The following is a 15511-nucleotide window of genomic DNA, read 5'->3' on the forward strand; positions in this document are numbered from 1 at the left end:
ATTGCCTTTACAAGGTCTTAATGCCTTTTTGGGTACTCTCAAAACAATGTGGAATACGCTGGATATGATTATTACTGATTTGAATCAGACCGGTACGCCCCTGAAATTCAATACTTTTCAAATTCGGTGTATCTAAATATTGCTGAGCAATATGCCAGGCATCCCCCCCAAAGGCCAGTAGCCGTTGATACGGCATGGAAACAGGATTTTGTTGATAGGCCCTGATTACATCCGGCCATGCCAGATCATATAAAGCAGGTGCATCACAAAACTTCACGCCTTTGGGGACCGGTTGCTGCTGCTCAATAGCATTCGCCAGTACATAAACATTTTTATTGGGCAGCTTGGTCAGGCTATTGATCCATTGATTATTTCCGAGCAGCAATAAACTGCTTTTTTTATTCAACTTTTTAGGCACTTCCTCAACAAAAGTTAAGGGATAATCCATTTGTGACACCAAAGACATGAGAAAAAGCTCACTGTCGACTTCTGCCCCCGGCTGGCGAAAAACATACAGTTGCTTAATTTTGTCTTTCTGCAGAATTTGATTCAGCGCATAAGCATCATCTTTCTTGGACAAGCTAAATTGCCAGACATTGTCTGCTTGATCCGTCACTTCATTTAAAGCCAGAACACGCACTTTGGGTTTACTCCTGATTAGCCCTTCTACTTCATTACGCGCTAAAGGCCCAATCACCATTTGGGTTTTTTTATTGACATTTATTTTTAGCAGCTGGGCAATTTGTTTTTTATCCGAGTTTACAAATTTAATCGGGGTTTTCTGGTCTGATGCTTGATAAGCGCTCATAAAACCCTGTTTGACGCTCAATCCGGCTCGCGCCATAGGACCCGATTCAGGTAAAATGACCAATACTTCGGCTTGTGCCTGGTTAAAAATGCAATACAGCATCAAGCCCATCAAATTATTTTTATTATTCAACATTGGAGAAACCTTATGAGTGCTCAGTTATTTGTTGTAGCGACCCCAATTGGGCACTTAGATGACATCACTTATCGTGCGATTGATGTTTTAAAGTCAGTCAGTATTATCGCGGCAGAAGATACGCGTACTTCTGCTCAATTATTAAAGCACCATAATATATCAACTCCACTGACTGCGTGTCATGAGCATAATGAAAGTAACAAAATTGATATATTGATCCAGAGGTTACTGAACGGCGAAAATATGGCCCTGATTAGTGATGCCGGTACACCGCTGATTAGTGACCCGGGTTTTAAACTGGTTCGTGCCGCGCAAGAGCAGAATATCCGTGTGGTTCCTGTACCGGGTGCCTGTGCTGCAATTGCTGCGCTCAGTTCTGTCGGTTTGCCAAGCGACCGTTTCAGCTTTGAAGGTTTTCTGCCTTCGCGCCAGTCCCAGCGTCGAATTCAGTTAGAAAAATTGAAAGATGAAACGCAAACTTTAATTTTTTATGAAGCACCACATCGTATTTTAGATTCAGTCAGAGACATGGCCGATATTTTTGGTGCAGACCGCCCGGTGGGTTTTGCCCGTGAAATTACCAAAACCTTTGAAACCATCAAGAAAATGACGTTGGCCGAGTTAATTCAACTAATTGAATCTGATCATAACCAGCAAAAAGGTGAAATTGTTTTAGTCATTGGTGGCGCGACAGTAGAAAAAGATTTAGATCAGGAAAAACTGGATCAGTTGTTGACTCGCTTGTTGCAAGATTTATCGGTAAAAGCCGCTTCACAATTGGCAGCAGATTTGACAGGCATCAAAAAGAAAGTGGCCTATCAACGTGCGTTGCAACTCACCCATAAAGATTAAAAATCAACCAGTAAAAACTCAAAAAGCATCACGTCCGTGATGCTTTTTTTATCCCTTACAAAATTGAGTAAAGGCCTGATTAATCTTTTGCAGACTCATCCGCTGGAACTTCAACAATGCGGCCACCACGTGCAAGGAACGCAGCAACTTCATCTTCCAGAGCCTGACGCTGTTTGAGTTTAGCAGTGATGGTTAAAGTTTCTGCTTCAGCCACATCACCATCAGTTGGCGCAGGTTCACTGTCAGATGCCCCTTTTTCAGCAGCTTTCGCTTCATCTTCATCGACTGCAGTTTCTTCTACTTCATCGTAATCATTCATATCTGTCATCTCTATTTCTCCCCACAAATGACGTCTATCGTTCCAATGTGAATTGGTTTTGAATTAGGAAGAAATTTAGCAATCTCTGATCGTTTCGCATAGAGTTAAATACGAAAAAATCGTATCTTTTTTAATCAAAAAAGTAAACTTATATGAATATTTGTACAAAAAGCAGCTGTTCAGTTTCAAACTGCATAACAAGTGTCTTTTAAGGCCTGTAATCCGTTGGCTTGAGACATAAAGGCATCTTTTAAAGCGCTGTGTTGCTCAACCTGTTTTAAGCCGAAATTTCGCGCCCAGACTATAGGGAAAAGCCCGGTGGTTTGCATCCAGCCAATCGCAGACATGCTGTGCATCATGGCATCATTTTGACCTTTGCGACGGTGTTCATAGCGCTGCAAGGTTTGTTCATGTGCCCATACGCCACGCTTTTTATCATGCAGCAACACATCACATAAAATGGCCGCATCTAAACAGCCAATATTGACCCCTTGCCCAGCGAGCGGATGAATTACATGTGCAGCATCACCAATCAGGGCCAAGCCCGCTTTCACATATTGCTGTGCAGCACGTGCTTTAAGCGGGAACTGCGCCCGTGGTGTAGCCTGCAATACCTCACCCAGCATGTGATGACTTTCACGGGTTAAAAGTGCAGTAAACGCGGCATCATCTAGAGCGGCATATTCTTCCGCATAATCGTCGGGTAAGGTCCAGACAATGGATTGCCAATGACCACCTTGTTCTGCCTTTAAACTGGCCATCGGTAAAAACGCCAAAGGTCCGGTTTCCAGGAAAATCTGACGGGCTACATGTTGATGCGGCTGTGCGGTCCGAATGGCGCAAGTCAAACCTGCTTGCTTGTAATCGAGGATATCCAGATCAATAAAGGCTTGTTCACGGACAAATGAATTTGCCCCATCGGCCCCAATCACCAGTTTGGTTTTAAGCTGCGTGCCATCTGCCAGATGGATATGCCAAATGCCCACCCCTTGTTCTATGCGTGTGACTTTGACTTGGGTGCGATAATCTTGTAGCTGTTCCAGCATTTTTTGCTGAATGGCCAGATTCAGAACACTCGGCTCCACCATCGAACCTAAAGTATGTTCAGCACTGGGTGTGTTTTGGCTGGATTGTCCAAAATTGATTTCACCATAGCCATTTTTATTCCACACCTGCATACCGCTATAGGGCATCTGGCGGGCAAGCTTTTCCCAGACATGCACTGTTTTAAGCAAATGAATGGTGGCTTGGCTGAGTGCCAAAACACGTGGATTTGCAACAGAAAGAACTTTTGCTTCATCTAAAACAGGGGCAGCATCGAGTACAGTCGCCTGAACACCACCTTGAGCCAGCAGTAATGCGGTCAAACCACCGACCAGACCACCGCCAATAACCACAACATCTAGCACATCTAGAACGTCACTCATGCTTTTAACCCCATTGCGTAATTTGCCACCAACGGTTTTACGCCCGGAATCATGTCAAAAGCAAGTAGTCCAGTATTGCGGACCAGTTTAAGCAGCGGGTTTTGGTTACTAAAACCGCGCACCACAGTGTCGCAGAACTTGATCACACGTTGTTGATCGGTTAATCGTGCCTCCTCGTAAGCAAGTAACATGCTTGGCTCACCAATATCTGCTGATTTGGATAATTGTTCTTTAAGCGAACGAACCAGAACATAGGCATCACGCATACATAAGTTAAAGCCCTGCCCTGCAACGGGGTGAATGGTATGCGCAGCATTGCCCATCAGCACCACACGGCCAATGGCTTGTTTCTCGGCCAATACTTGTGACAATGGAAAACTAAAACGGCGACCGGTTTTCTGGAATTTACCAGCTCGGTCACCATAGGTTTCCTGCAAGGCATCCAGGAAATGTTGATCATTTTCTTCACCGAGCCATTCAGCTTCAGTGCCTTTTTTTACCGGCCAGACCACTGAACGACGGTATTCCCCCGGTAAGGGTAAAAGTGCCAAAGGCCCAAGCGGACTAAAACGTTCAAAACCGACGTGATGATGTGGCTTAGAGGTTTGTACCGTAGTGACAATAGCAACTTGATCATAATCATGCTCATCTGCGCCAATGCCCAAGGCTTTACGGCAGAAAGAGTCACGACCATCGGCAGCAATGACCAGCTTTGATTGTAAAGATAAGCTTTCTTCACCGCGTACCGCTTCAATATGGGCCTGATCAGCATCTTGCTTGAGTGAGGTGACTTGCACCCCATCAATGAGTTCAATCAATGGCTGTTTTCGGACTTCTGTGAGTAGCACACGGCCGAGCCAGGCATTTTCAATCACCTGTCCAAAGCTTTCGACTTTTTCCTGTTCAGCTTTTAGTCGAGCCTTACCAAAACTGCCTTGTTCGGTAATATGGACTTCAAAAATAGGCGTGGCATGCTCTTGCAAGGCATTCCAAAGCCCAAGTTCCTGATAGATCTGCACACTGCGGCGTGACAAAGCACTATTTCGCGCATCGAAACTGGAGTGATACGGCGCAAGATTGGCATCATCATAATTTGGGTATTTGATGGCTTCGAGCAGTTTTACTGCAATATTTGCCTTGGCTAACATCAAAGCGAGGCTCAGCCCCACCATACCACCACCAACAATGATGACCTCTTGTTGCATGTTTTGATCCTTATCTGCGGTATCTACAAAGTTTAGATACGTCTAATCTTGATTAATTTTATATTAGCTCAAAAATTTTTATTTTTATAATGAATTAGTACCTTGCTTGTAAGTGATATAGGAAGATGGGTAAATTTCAGATGATTTTCAGTACTTAATTTCAGCACTTAAAAAGCGTATGCATGAGCTGAAAACTTCGATTTTGAAAAGTTTCGATCTTGAAAAATTTCGATCTTGAAAAAATATGTTGAAGCGATGGGGACTAAACGCTGGATCTATGCAAATACATCCAGCAGATACATATCTATTTTCTAATGCGTCATCTAATTCATCGCCATAACAAAACGGAGCTTAAGCTCCGTTTTTATCGAGTAGGGCAAATATTAGCTCATCAAAATAAGTCGATTATATGGATGACTCAACAATCGACTCATGAGGATTCATGTTGCTCTATCTCTTTGATCATGGGCCGTTAACGCACAATATTTGGAGAGTCCGTATGATGTACGGTTCTGCCTAATTTCGTGCCTGTATAGATCAGGTAAAGTGCAGACAAACCAACCAAGATATAAATAATTCGAGATAGCGTGCTCATTTCACCAAAAATTGCAGCGACTAAATTGAAATCAAATGCGCCAATTAAGCCCCAGTTGATGCCACCAATAATGGTTAAAGCATAAGCAATCCAGTCTACAGTATTTAATCTCATAATTTTTCTCCCGCTCTTGTTTAAGTTTATTTGAGGATCAGAGAAAGTATGAGAAGCAAAGCAGATTTAATATGTTGCTTTGATGCTAAAAACCGATTTTCTATGTTGAATTCGTGTCAATTTTTAAGCTTTAAATTTTAACTAGGTTGGTTTTATTTAAGTTATTCGAGATAAACGTAAATAAAAAAGCCGATCAACTGAGCGGCTTTTACTGAAATTTATTGGTATCAGCATGAGTACCTAAACGGTCGCGTTTTCTAGCTTCACTTGCCGCTTATGTTCATACATATTTGTATCCGCTTTAATAAACACCTCATGTAAATCGGAATCTAATTGTCGAGTCGAATATCCGATTGCAACATGAATATTGTTCTCTAAAAAGATATCGATAAGACGCTTAGACAAAGCTTGTGCATCGATCAGCGACATTTCAGGGCATAAAATAGCAAATTCATCACCACCTAAACGCGAAACCACATCATTGCTTCGCGTGGTTTTCAACAACAGTTCTGCTGTCATCTGAATAAGATGATCGCCCTGTTCATGACCAAATTGGTCATTGACCTGTTTCAAATCATTTAAATCAATACTAAAAATCGTCGCAGGCAAACCAAAACGTTGACATCGGCCGTCTTCTGCCTCAACAAGACGATTCCAGGCACGGCGGTTATATAATCCTGTTAGCCCGTCAGTTAAAGCTTCAACTTCAAAACGTTCACGTAATCGGCGTTGCTGATTTTCACGTAATTCACTTTGCAGGATAGAGCTTAATAAACTGCCAAATAGCTCCACCAAAGGCGCAGCTTTTAAAATATCATTAGCCTTAATTTCAGTATCAATTGCGCAAATGGTGCCAAACACAGAACCATCTTCATTAAATAATGGCTGACCAATGTAAGATTTAATCAATAAATCTTGATTGATTGGTGCTGATGCATACAGGGAAATATCACTCACACAGGGAGCAATATTTGGCGCTTTGCCTTGTACCATATGGTAGCAAAATGAATCGGCCCAACGAAAAACATCCCCTGCCTTAACATTATATTTTTCATTTTCTGCCTGTAAAACAATCCAGTTTTCGCCCTCGACACGGGTGATCATCCACAAGCCAAAACCCAAGTGTTCATGAAGATATTTAAGAACTTGTTTAGCAGCTTCCACAAAGTTTTGAAATTTAATGTTATGCATGAACACAGCCCATAATGTTCGAAATGACACGAAGCAGGAGATTTAAAAAGTTATCATATAATATTTGGACTCAAAATAATCCCTGTTCTGCTGAATCAGCATAGATAGTTTACAAAATCATTTCATGTTCACGTGATAGAGTTCCTAAAATTTATTGTAAATATACAATAATAAAAAAGCCGATCATCTGACCGGCTTTTCATCCTAAAAAATCGCTTAGGCTACTTTTGCTTTTGCCATTAACGTTTCAATGTCCTCTACCGTTTTCACAACATTTTTGGTCAGTACCAATGGACCATTTGCAGTTGCGATCACATCATCTTCAATACGGATGCCAATACCACGCCACTTCGCATCGACTGTCTCATCATCTGGTGCGATGTAAAGACCCGGCTCAACGGTGACGACCATGCCTTCTTCATAGGCACGCCATTCACCATCAATTTTATATGAACCGACATCATGCACGTCCATACCCAGCCAGTGACCCGTGCCATGCATGTAGAACTGACGGAAAGACTCAGTCCGGATAATGTCATCAATGTCACCCTGCATTAAGCCAAGTTCAAGCAGGCCTTCAACCATAATACGAACAGCAACATGATGCGGCTCTTTGTAGGAATTACCGACACGAACGGCATCAATTGCAGCCAGCTGTGCTTTTAAAACCAGTTCATATAAAGCTTTCTGTTCAGGGCTAAATTTCCCATTGACCGGGAAAGTACGGGTAATGTCCGATGCATACAGTTGATATTCACAAGCCGCATCAATCAGGACTAAATCGCCATCGTTCAGTTCTTTGTCATTTTCAACATAATGCAGAATGCAGCCATTTACTCCGCCACCGACAATACTGTTATATGAAGGCACGCAACCATTTTTACCAAAAATGTAATTAATTTCTGCTTCAAGTGCATATTCCATCATGCCTGGACGCACAGTTTGCATGGCACGGGTATGCGCTTCGCTACTGATGTTCGATGCAAGTTGCATCAACTTAATTTCTTGTTCTGATTTGTGCAAACGCATTTCATCTAAAATACGATCCAGCTGAATTATATTTGCAGGTGCAGAGGTACCTCGACGTGATTCGCCATTGGCCTCAACAATCCACTTTGCTACACGTGCATCAAAATCTGCCTGCTGACCAATGCGATAGAACAGTTTCTGTTTATCGAGCAATTTCTCGATAATTTCTTCATCGAGCAGGTCAATGGCATAGGCTTCATCAGCCTCATAATCATCGACTGCGCCATCTACACCGGCACGGTAACCGTTCCATATTTCCATTTCACGGTTACGTTCACGGCAGAACAGGCTATAGGTATAACCTTCATCAATCGACTCAAAGGTCTCAATGACAGCCACTGCTTCAGGTTCTGCAAATCCCGTCAGGTAAAAAAAGCCGCTGTCCGCACGAAATTTATAATCTGCATCGCGGTTACGCATGGCAACCGGACTGGTGGCAATAATCGCAATACTGTGCGGACCCATTTCTTCTGCCAGGCGGTCGCGACGTTCCTGAAAATCTGCTTGAGTCAGTTTCATCATTGAGTTTACTTTTGTCTTTTATGAGTGGAGTTTATAACTTTTTTAAATAGCCTGTTTGAACCCGAATCGCCCGAATTAGCTCGGACGATGTGGCGTAAACATTTCTACAACGCTGCTTGCCTCTGTTGAAGCTGCGCTTTTCAATTGCGGTCGAAGCTTTTTCAACAAGGGCGTTTCTGAAATTTCTACTTTCTTGCGTCCCAATGATAGGCTAACAGGAATCAGGCGCACAAATTCATAAAGCTCCTGATAGCTTGCTTCGCCTTCTTCATCATCGTCAGATTCTTCAAACTCGACTGCTGCAACATCTTGAAGATGTTCAATCCATTCGACTTCATCTTGACGGATATGACCTGAAGCCAAACCAAAACCAAGTACCACCCCTGCACACCAATCTGCTAATGCCTGGACACGGTCCGCAAGGACGTGTTCATCATCGGGAAGCAAGGGTAAATAGTCGAGTTCATCGTCTGATAAAGCATGAGAAATATCTTCTGCTTCATCTGCGAGCAGATTTAGAACCTGCTCATCCAATGCTGGAATTTCAAGGGTTGCTAAAATTTGTTGCCATTCATCACTGGTGGGTGCCTGAGTAACACAAACAATACCTGTAAGTAAGCCATGTAACTCACTAGGGCTTGAAATCTCTTCAATTTTTGAAAAATTGTGGTGCCATTCCGACCAACCTGAAATATCGTCTTGCATTCGTTTATCCAATCTCTATACTTCGTATATATTACCTTTGTTTGCAATACTGTGCGACTACGATATGTTAGAAGAATTACAGCGTCTACAGGCGCATATTGGCGTTTTAAAAACGCGACTTACGCATTATGAAAGTGAAAATAGTGCACTCAACGCGGCAAAAGAAAATTCTGCCGAGCATCATCATGCCCAAATTGTGCAAAAGAACGGCATTATTACCAAGAAACAAGAAGAAATAGATGATCTAAGCGAGCAATTAAGCGATGCGCGGTCCCAATTCAAGCAATTGAATACCGATGCAACCTCTTTAGCGGATCGCTATAGTCGCCTGGAAAAAAGTTGTACCGATCTTAAGAATCGTTTTCAGGAAATTCTGGCTGAACGTAATGAATTACGTATCATTAAAGAAAAAATGCAAAATGAACAGCGTCTTGCTCAACAGGAAATTCAAGGTTTGCAGCAAGAACGAGAAAGATTGTTACAAAAAAATGAACATGCCAAAGCCAAGGTGGAAGCGATTATTCAACGCTTGTCTATTTTAGGTACTGCTCAAGATCAGCACGCGCAAGAGATTCAACAACTTGCTCACCCAACAGAAGCCAATGAGGACATTTAATCATGAGTGAACAAATTGCGGTTGAGTTGCGTGTATTGGGACATAATTTTCGTTTAGCCACCACTGAAACCGAAAAAGGTGATTTGGAACGTGCGGCTGAATTGTTAAATGAAAAATATGATGATTTCCGCCGTAAAGCCCCACGTCTAGAGCCGACTAAACTGATCATTATGGTGGCTTTGGAGCTGATGCAAGAGGTGCTCGCGATGAATAAATCATTGCAAGAGTATGCCCAATGTGAGCGCTTACTTGCGACCATTTTAGAAGATGTGGATGATTTGGCTTAATTTTTCTTAAAATTGGGTAAAGTATCGACAGTTGAAATCTAAGTTTACAGTTCCTGCACACGGATGATTTGCCAATACGTGATTATTGGTTATACTTATTCCATCTCTGAGATGTTCGCCAGCGAGTCAGATTCCCCTGAGCCGATATCTACATCCCCGGATGCGTTCTGTATATTTAGAGTGTATGCCTACCTTCGTGTAGGAAACCCAGCAAGTATGCGCCGCGTCCACCTTGAACTTTAGGGTTCAAGGGTAATGACATGCAGCGGCATCTTCGGAGTGTTTTATTTAATTTCCAAATAACAACGCATAGAAAATAACAACGTCATAGAACTTAGACAAATTATAAAAAGACTTTTTCCTTATTTTCCAAAAACATATCCTTAATAAAAATGGCTACATGCTGTAGTACATCGTTAGAAAGTTTCATTCACATTCCATAAAGAACCTAAACAAGACCTTTATTCGTTCAATTCAATTACCCTTTATTTTGTTAGAGACTAGAATTTAAGACCAGAATCTATGGTTCAACCTCATCATCTGTTTTAAAGATCAAAGTATATAGTCAAAAAATAGGCCCTAATCTGAATTAGAGCCTATCGTATCTATAAAAATTTATTTTTGCTCTTTGAGCGGATTTTCAGGTTCTTCATTTGGTTTTTTCGGAGGAACAGAATGCTGGCTGGGATCTTTTTTACCTTTATCCCGATTAGATTCTTTTTGTGGATTTGCTTCATTCTTTTGCTGATTAGTCATATGCACTCCATTTATCAATAACTATGAAAATTACTTTTTAGTCATCCTTTTAGTCATCCAGTGCAGCTCGATGTTCACGGTACACCCGAAACCTGACTCTTTCCTTAATGACTATTGGTACTCGACTGCTGTATGAGCTAAAATTTTATATTATAAAAAAACTGCCATTGTGATAATGACAGTTTGGTAAACTTTTGCTCAGAGTGTATTTCCTGATCATGAGCAGCAATCATTAGTGCATAAAACCATGCACCGCTTGAGCTGGTTTTCACTATATCTGAAACTCAATGTCCTCTAACTAAAAAGATCCTCTAGCTAAACATAGGCATTTTTTAAGCCATAATATTTAATCTTGCAGTGACCCAACTTAGGAATAATGTTTTATTGTTAAAATCTGGAGCTGCCACAGCATCCATGGATATCCAGGATTTATTAAAATTAAATATAAATTTTAATGGCGCAGGAGATTCAAAATCACCAATATTGTGATCGTTCAGTTCGAAGAAAAAATCTTTTAACTTATCAAACTGATTATTCATTTTATAATTAGGCGTTACTTTTAAAAAATTATAAATTTGTTCTATCGCTACCAGTGAATTTGTATTGGGCATTTGAACCTGTGAGTATTTTTTTGAGCCTGCAGTATGGCACACATCCAATCAAAAGCCCGTAATTTCAATAAAATAGGTGAAAGCACCCAAGATTTTCATCTTGGGTACGTTATATCCATGCTTCACTTTTCAGTACTATTCAGACTTTTGCAAACGTAGTGCATTAATCACCACGGATAGAGAACTGAGTGACATCGCCACAGCGGCAAGCATCGGAGTCAGTAATAAACCCGTCAATGGATAGAAAATACCGGCTGCAACAGGCACACCCAAGCCGTTATAGACAAAAGAGAATGCCAAATTCTGCTTCATGTTTTTCACGCCAAGTTTCGCCATATGAAGGGCATCTGCCACACCGCGAATATCCCCTTTGACCAAGGTGACTTGAGCAGTTTGTTTGGCAATATCGGTACCATTACCCATCGCAATTCCGACATTCGCTTGTGCAAGTGCAGGTGCATCATTAATGCCATCCCCTGCCATTGCCACAACTTTTCCTTGAGCCTGATATTTTTTCACGATATCTAACTTTTCGGTCGGGCTACAGTCGCCATAGACATGCTGAATACCCAGCTCTGCCGCGACCAGTCTGGCATTCTGTTCGTGATCACCCGTTGCCATCACCACATCTATACCATCAGCAATCAGTTGATCAATGACCTGGTGTGCATTGTGTTTAACCGCGTCATGAATCGAAATATAGGCCAAAACTTCGTGCTCATTGGCCAAGAAACTGATCACATTGCCCTTCGATCTTTGCTGATCAAGTCGTGTTTGAATCGTTTCATTGAGCTTTAAACCCAGTTGGTCAATCAGTTTTTGGCTCCCCACATACAGTATTTGATTTTCAATCTGCCCTTTGACACCAAAACCGGTGACATCTTCAAAATCATCCACTTTAATCAGTCGATGATGAGGAACCAGTTTAGTCAAAGTCTGTGCAATCGGATGAGTAGAGTATTGTTCAATCGATGCAATCCATTGTTCCACTTGCGCTTGCTGTACTGTATCTGAAAGCAGTTTAATCTCGTTCAGACTTGGTTTACCTTCGGTCAAGGTTCCGGTTTTATCAATAATTAGCGTGGTCACTTTGCTTAAGGCTTCAATCGCTTCAGCATCCTTAAACAATACGCCTTTTTGTGCTGCGCGACCTGTGGTTGCCATCACCGACATCGGTGTTGCCAACCCTAAAGCACATGGACAGGCAATAATTAGTACAGCCACTGCGCACATGAGCGCCAAATCAAACTGTGCTTGGCCAAAAACCATCCAGGCGATAAAGGTCAAAATACTGATGGCTAAAACCACAATAACAAAATACTTGGCAAATACATCGGCGAGACGTTGCAACGGCGCTTTGGAACGCTGTGCCTCTGCCACAGTTTGAATCATTTTCGCCAAGGTGGTATTGGCACCCACTGCCGTGGTCTGAATGCGGATACTGCCCTGCTGATTCACCGTACCGCCAATCACCCGGTCATCTATTTCTTTTTTAACCGGTACAGGCTCGCCGGTCATCATCGCTTCATCCACATAGGTTTTACCTTCCACCACAATGCCATCCAGTGGAATTTGATCACCTGAAGAAATTTGAAGAATATCCCCTTGTTTCACCATGCCAATATCAACTTCAACTACTTGGTCATGCTGCAGCAACTTTGCAGTATGCGGTTGCAGTTTCAGCAAGGATTTTAACGCATCTGCGGTTTTGGCACGCGCTTTTAACTCCATGATTTGCCCAAGTAAACTCAAGGACACAATCATGCACGCCGCTTCAAAATACACTGCAACCCCATGACCAGTTTTGGCTTGCATAGGAATCAGGGATGGAAAAATGGTCGCAATCACACTGTAAACAAAGGCTGCAAGTACTCCGACACCAATCAAGCTCCACATGTTCAGGTTGCGGGTTTTATAGGAGATCCAGCAACGCTCGATAAATGGCTTACCCGCCCAGAGTACCACTGGAATAGAAAGCACTAGTTCAATCCACGGCTGAATATGTTGCGGAATAAAGGCATGAATATGCGAACCCATCGCCAATACAAAGACAATTAAAGTCAGCGGTAAAGTCATCCAGAAACGGTGGCTAAAATCGACCAGTTCAGGATTCGGTGCATCATTTAAAGTCGGTTGCATCGGCTCTAAAGCCATCCCGCAGATGGGACAGGTTCCCGGTCCTTTTTGCACAATTTCAGGATCCATGGGACAGGTATAATCCATATCCGCGGCACCTTCGGGCACAGGTCGCTGATCTGCCGGAATCAGATAAAATTCAGGATCAGCCTTAAACTTGTCTAGGCAGGATGGATTACAGAAATAGTAAGTTTCACCCTGATAATCTGTTTTTAAATCGGTTGACCTATCTACCGACATGCCACATACCGGGTCAACCTCTGCAACAGATGATGAAGGATGCGCTCCGCCACAACAGCTGGATTTCTTTTCTTCCTTTGCTGCTTTTGCTTGTGAACCACAACAGGATGATGCTTTGTAAGTGCTTTGCAGATATTGCTCAGGTTGCTGATTAAATTTATTTAGACAGCTCTCAGAACAGAAGTAATAGTCTTGTGACTCAAACTGTGAATGAAATCTAGAATCTGTTTTGACCTGCATACCGCAGACCAGATCTGTAACTGTTTGCGGATTTGATCCAGAGATTTGATCTGCTTGATCACAGCACGATTTTTTTTCTTCTACTTTAGATTTCGATGCACAGCCACAGCCCGAGGCTTGGATTTTATCTTTTTCCAAATAATGTTGAGGATTTTGCTGAAATTTACTTAAACAGCCCTGACAGCAGAAATAATAAGTCTGCCCTGAATATTCAGTATGCGGCTTGGATAAATCGGTCACGCTCATGCCACAGACCGGATCGATATATTGCTGCTGTTGTGTTTTTTGACTGCCACAGCATAAGCTTGTTTTTTCAGCTACTTTGGCTTTACTGGCACAGCCACAACCGGAAACAGACTTATTGTCTGATACGAGATATTTTTCAGGATTGCTGACAAAATTCTGTTTGCAGCCATCACAACAAAATAAATATTTTTTTCCCTGACATTCAAAAGAATGCGCTGAATCTTCAGATACCTTCATCCCGCAAACAGGATCAACCTTAATTAATTCAAGGGCTGAATCATGTTTTTTACAGCAAGGAGATTTTTGTTGCTCATTCATCAGACTCACCTGTTTTGTTCTTTAATTGTGCTAGCATAAAGTCTGTACCTAGGTACAGAGTCAAGTCATATTGAGGAGCTTTTATGCTTACCATAGGAAAACTCGCCAAACAGTGTGAGGTCAATGTCGAAACCATTCGCTATTATCAACGCATTGGTTTAATGCGGGTGCCGGAAACCACACAGAGTTATCGTTATTACAATGACAAAGACATTGAAACTTTAAGCTTTATTCAAAAAGGTAAAGATGCAGGACTACAGCTCAGTGAAATACAGGAATTGCTGCAACTTCAACTTGATGATCGGGAACAGGTTCGGCAGGTCATTGAGCAACGGTTAGAAAAAATCGATCAAAGAATTCAGGAATTGCAGGCTTTAAAAACCCGTTTAAGCAGTTGGGTGGATGAATGTAAAACCACACATGAAAGCGGCTGCCCGATTTTGAAAGAACTTAAAAACAGGTAAACTTCATTTTCGATGAATATTTTTGTATTTTTGGGGGACACATAAGCGATGTCAGTGGATTTAAAAATTTTACGCAAACAACTTCGACATCAACGTAGAGCCGTTTCCCCTTTTGTCCAAAAGCAGGCTCAACAACAGGTGTTAAACCAGCTCTTACGCCTTAAAGCATTTCAACATTCAAAAAAAATTGGCGTTTACCTGCATGCCTTTGGAGAAATTCAGACCAGACACATCATTGAATACTGCTTTAAGCAACATAAAGAAGTGTATCTGCCGATGATTTGCAATATGAACCAGCAGTTGCACTGGGTCAAAATCACCCAGCAACAATACCGGAACAATCGATTTTCACATCATCCTTTTGGCATGAAAGAACCGATGGCAAATCGCGGCTTGCATGTATCTACACTGGACTTTTTAATCATGCCCTTACTCGCATGTGACATCTATGGCACACGCATTGGCATGGGTGGCGGTTTTTATGACAAAACCTTGGCCAGTACCGGCAAAAAACCTTTTCGTTTAGGAATTGCCCATGACTTTCAGCTGATTCAACAACGCTTACATCGTGAAACTTGGGATCAACCGCTGGATGGCTTAATTACACCTTCAAAATATTTACATTTCAAACGTTAAACTGGTATTTTTGACACTCAGGAACACTTTAAAATCACACATTTACTCATTTTTTATAC

Annotated in this window: 16 protein-coding genes and 1 other RNA gene; 6 read left to right on the top strand and 11 right to left on the bottom strand. The window is 42.0% G+C overall.

What is annotated here, in order from left to right:
* Positions 1 to 7: 7 nt before the first annotated feature.
* Positions 8 to 943, bottom strand: coding sequence for a penicillin-binding protein activator (locus ACU0NF_RS03660; protein ID WP_445660171.1), 936 nt, complete (start codon positions 941 to 943; stop codon positions 8 to 10).
* Positions 944 to 955: 12 nt separating this feature from the next.
* Between ACU0NF_RS03660 and rsmI the strand changes: the two genes are divergently transcribed.
* Complete coding sequence (rsmI, locus tag ACU0NF_RS03665) at positions 956 to 1795, top strand: 16S rRNA (cytidine(1402)-2'-O)-methyltransferase (protein WP_445660172.1); 840 nt, start codon at positions 956 to 958, stop codon at positions 1793 to 1795.
* A 79-nt stretch (positions 1796 to 1874) separates the two neighbouring features.
* Here rsmI and ACU0NF_RS03670 read toward each other — a convergent pair whose 3' ends face one another.
* From ACU0NF_RS03670 to ACU0NF_RS03700, 7 genes are all read right to left on the bottom strand, one after another.
* On the bottom strand, positions 1875 to 2123 hold the full coding sequence (locus ACU0NF_RS03670) for a hypothetical protein (RefSeq protein WP_445660173.1): 249 nt from the start codon (positions 2121 to 2123) through the stop codon (positions 1875 to 1877).
* A 176-nt stretch (positions 2124 to 2299) separates the two neighbouring features.
* Positions 2300 to 3541, bottom strand: a complete 1242-nt coding sequence (locus ACU0NF_RS03675) for an FAD-dependent monooxygenase (RefSeq protein WP_445660174.1) — start codon at positions 3539 to 3541, stop codon at positions 2300 to 2302.
* Positions 3538 to 4746 (bottom strand): 2-octaprenyl-6-methoxyphenyl hydroxylase, encoded by a 1209-nt coding sequence (gene ubiH / locus ACU0NF_RS03680; RefSeq protein WP_445660175.1) that lies wholly within the window; start codon positions 4744 to 4746, stop codon positions 3538 to 3540. The genes ACU0NF_RS03675 and ubiH overlap by 4 nt, the downstream gene beginning before the upstream one ends.
* Positions 4747 to 5218: 472 nt before the next feature.
* Entirely contained in the window at positions 5219 to 5455 is a 237-nt protein-coding gene (locus ACU0NF_RS03685; RefSeq protein WP_131266712.1) for a DUF378 domain-containing protein, read from the bottom strand.
* Positions 5456 to 5695: 240 nt separating this feature from the next.
* Positions 5696 to 6646 carry a sensor domain-containing diguanylate cyclase gene (locus tag ACU0NF_RS03690; protein WP_445660176.1) on the bottom strand — a complete coding sequence of 317 codons (951 nt, stop codon included), beginning with the start codon at positions 6644 to 6646 and terminating at the stop codon, positions 5696 to 5698.
* A 216-nt stretch (positions 6647 to 6862) separates the two neighbouring features.
* Positions 6863 to 8194, bottom strand: coding sequence for a Xaa-Pro aminopeptidase (gene pepP / locus ACU0NF_RS03695; protein WP_445660235.1), 1332 nt, complete (start codon positions 8192 to 8194; stop codon positions 6863 to 6865).
* 78 nt (positions 8195 to 8272) lie between these two features.
* On the bottom strand, positions 8273 to 8902 hold the full coding sequence (locus ACU0NF_RS03700) for a UPF0149 family protein (protein ID WP_445660177.1): 630 nt from the start codon (positions 8900 to 8902) through the stop codon (positions 8273 to 8275).
* Between the two features lie 64 nt (positions 8903 to 8966).
* On the opposite strand from ACU0NF_RS03700, the gene ACU0NF_RS03705 reads away from it, so the two are divergent.
* The 3 genes from ACU0NF_RS03705 to ssrS all read left to right on the top strand — a co-directional run bounded on the left by ACU0NF_RS03705 (position 8967) and on the right by ssrS (position 10089).
* The gene (locus ACU0NF_RS03705) at positions 8967 to 9518 is read left to right on the top strand and encodes a hypothetical protein (RefSeq protein ID WP_131382994.1); all 552 of its coding nucleotides are present in this window, start codon (positions 8967 to 8969) and stop codon (positions 9516 to 9518) included.
* Between the two features lie 2 nt (positions 9519 to 9520).
* The gene (locus tag ACU0NF_RS03710) at positions 9521 to 9805 is read left to right on the top strand and encodes a cell division protein ZapA (RefSeq protein ID WP_131382995.1); all 285 of its coding nucleotides are present in this window, start codon (positions 9521 to 9523) and stop codon (positions 9803 to 9805) included.
* 100 nt (positions 9806 to 9905) lie between these two features.
* Positions 9906 to 10089, top strand: a non-coding RNA gene (ssrS, locus tag ACU0NF_RS03715) — 6S RNA.
* 331 nt (positions 10090 to 10420) lie between these two features.
* On the opposite strand, the gene ACU0NF_RS03720 is transcribed toward ssrS, so the two are convergent.
* The 3 genes from ACU0NF_RS03720 to ACU0NF_RS03730 all read right to left on the bottom strand — a co-directional run bounded on the left by ACU0NF_RS03720 (position 10421) and on the right by ACU0NF_RS03730 (position 14352).
* On the bottom strand, positions 10421 to 10561 hold the full coding sequence (locus ACU0NF_RS03720) for a hypothetical protein (RefSeq protein WP_370983831.1): 141 nt from the start codon (positions 10559 to 10561) through the stop codon (positions 10421 to 10423).
* A 332-nt stretch (positions 10562 to 10893) separates the two neighbouring features.
* Positions 10894 to 11214 carry a hypothetical protein gene (locus tag ACU0NF_RS03725; RefSeq protein WP_445660178.1) on the bottom strand — a complete coding sequence of 107 codons (321 nt, stop codon included), beginning with the start codon at positions 11212 to 11214 and terminating at the stop codon, positions 10894 to 10896.
* A gap of 93 nt (positions 11215 to 11307) precedes the next feature.
* Positions 11308 to 14352, bottom strand: a complete 3045-nt coding sequence (locus tag ACU0NF_RS03730) for a heavy metal translocating P-type ATPase (RefSeq protein WP_445660179.1) — start codon at positions 14350 to 14352, stop codon at positions 11308 to 11310.
* Positions 14353 to 14435: 83 nt separating this feature from the next.
* Here ACU0NF_RS03730 and ACU0NF_RS03735 point away from each other — a divergent pair, with 83 nt between their 5' ends.
* Together ACU0NF_RS03735 and ACU0NF_RS03740 are read left to right on the top strand one after the other, a co-directional pair.
* A complete protein-coding gene (locus ACU0NF_RS03735) occupies positions 14436 to 14816 on the top strand; it encodes a MerR family transcriptional regulator (RefSeq protein ID WP_131382998.1) in 381 nt (126 codons plus the stop codon).
* 48 nt (positions 14817 to 14864) lie between these two features.
* The gene (locus ACU0NF_RS03740) at positions 14865 to 15452 is read left to right on the top strand and encodes a 5-formyltetrahydrofolate cyclo-ligase (RefSeq protein ID WP_445660180.1); all 588 of its coding nucleotides are present in this window, start codon (positions 14865 to 14867) and stop codon (positions 15450 to 15452) included.
* The last annotated feature ends 59 nt before the right edge of the window (positions 15453 to 15511 follow it).

It is taken from the genome of Acinetobacter sp. F16 (assembly GCF_052712855.1).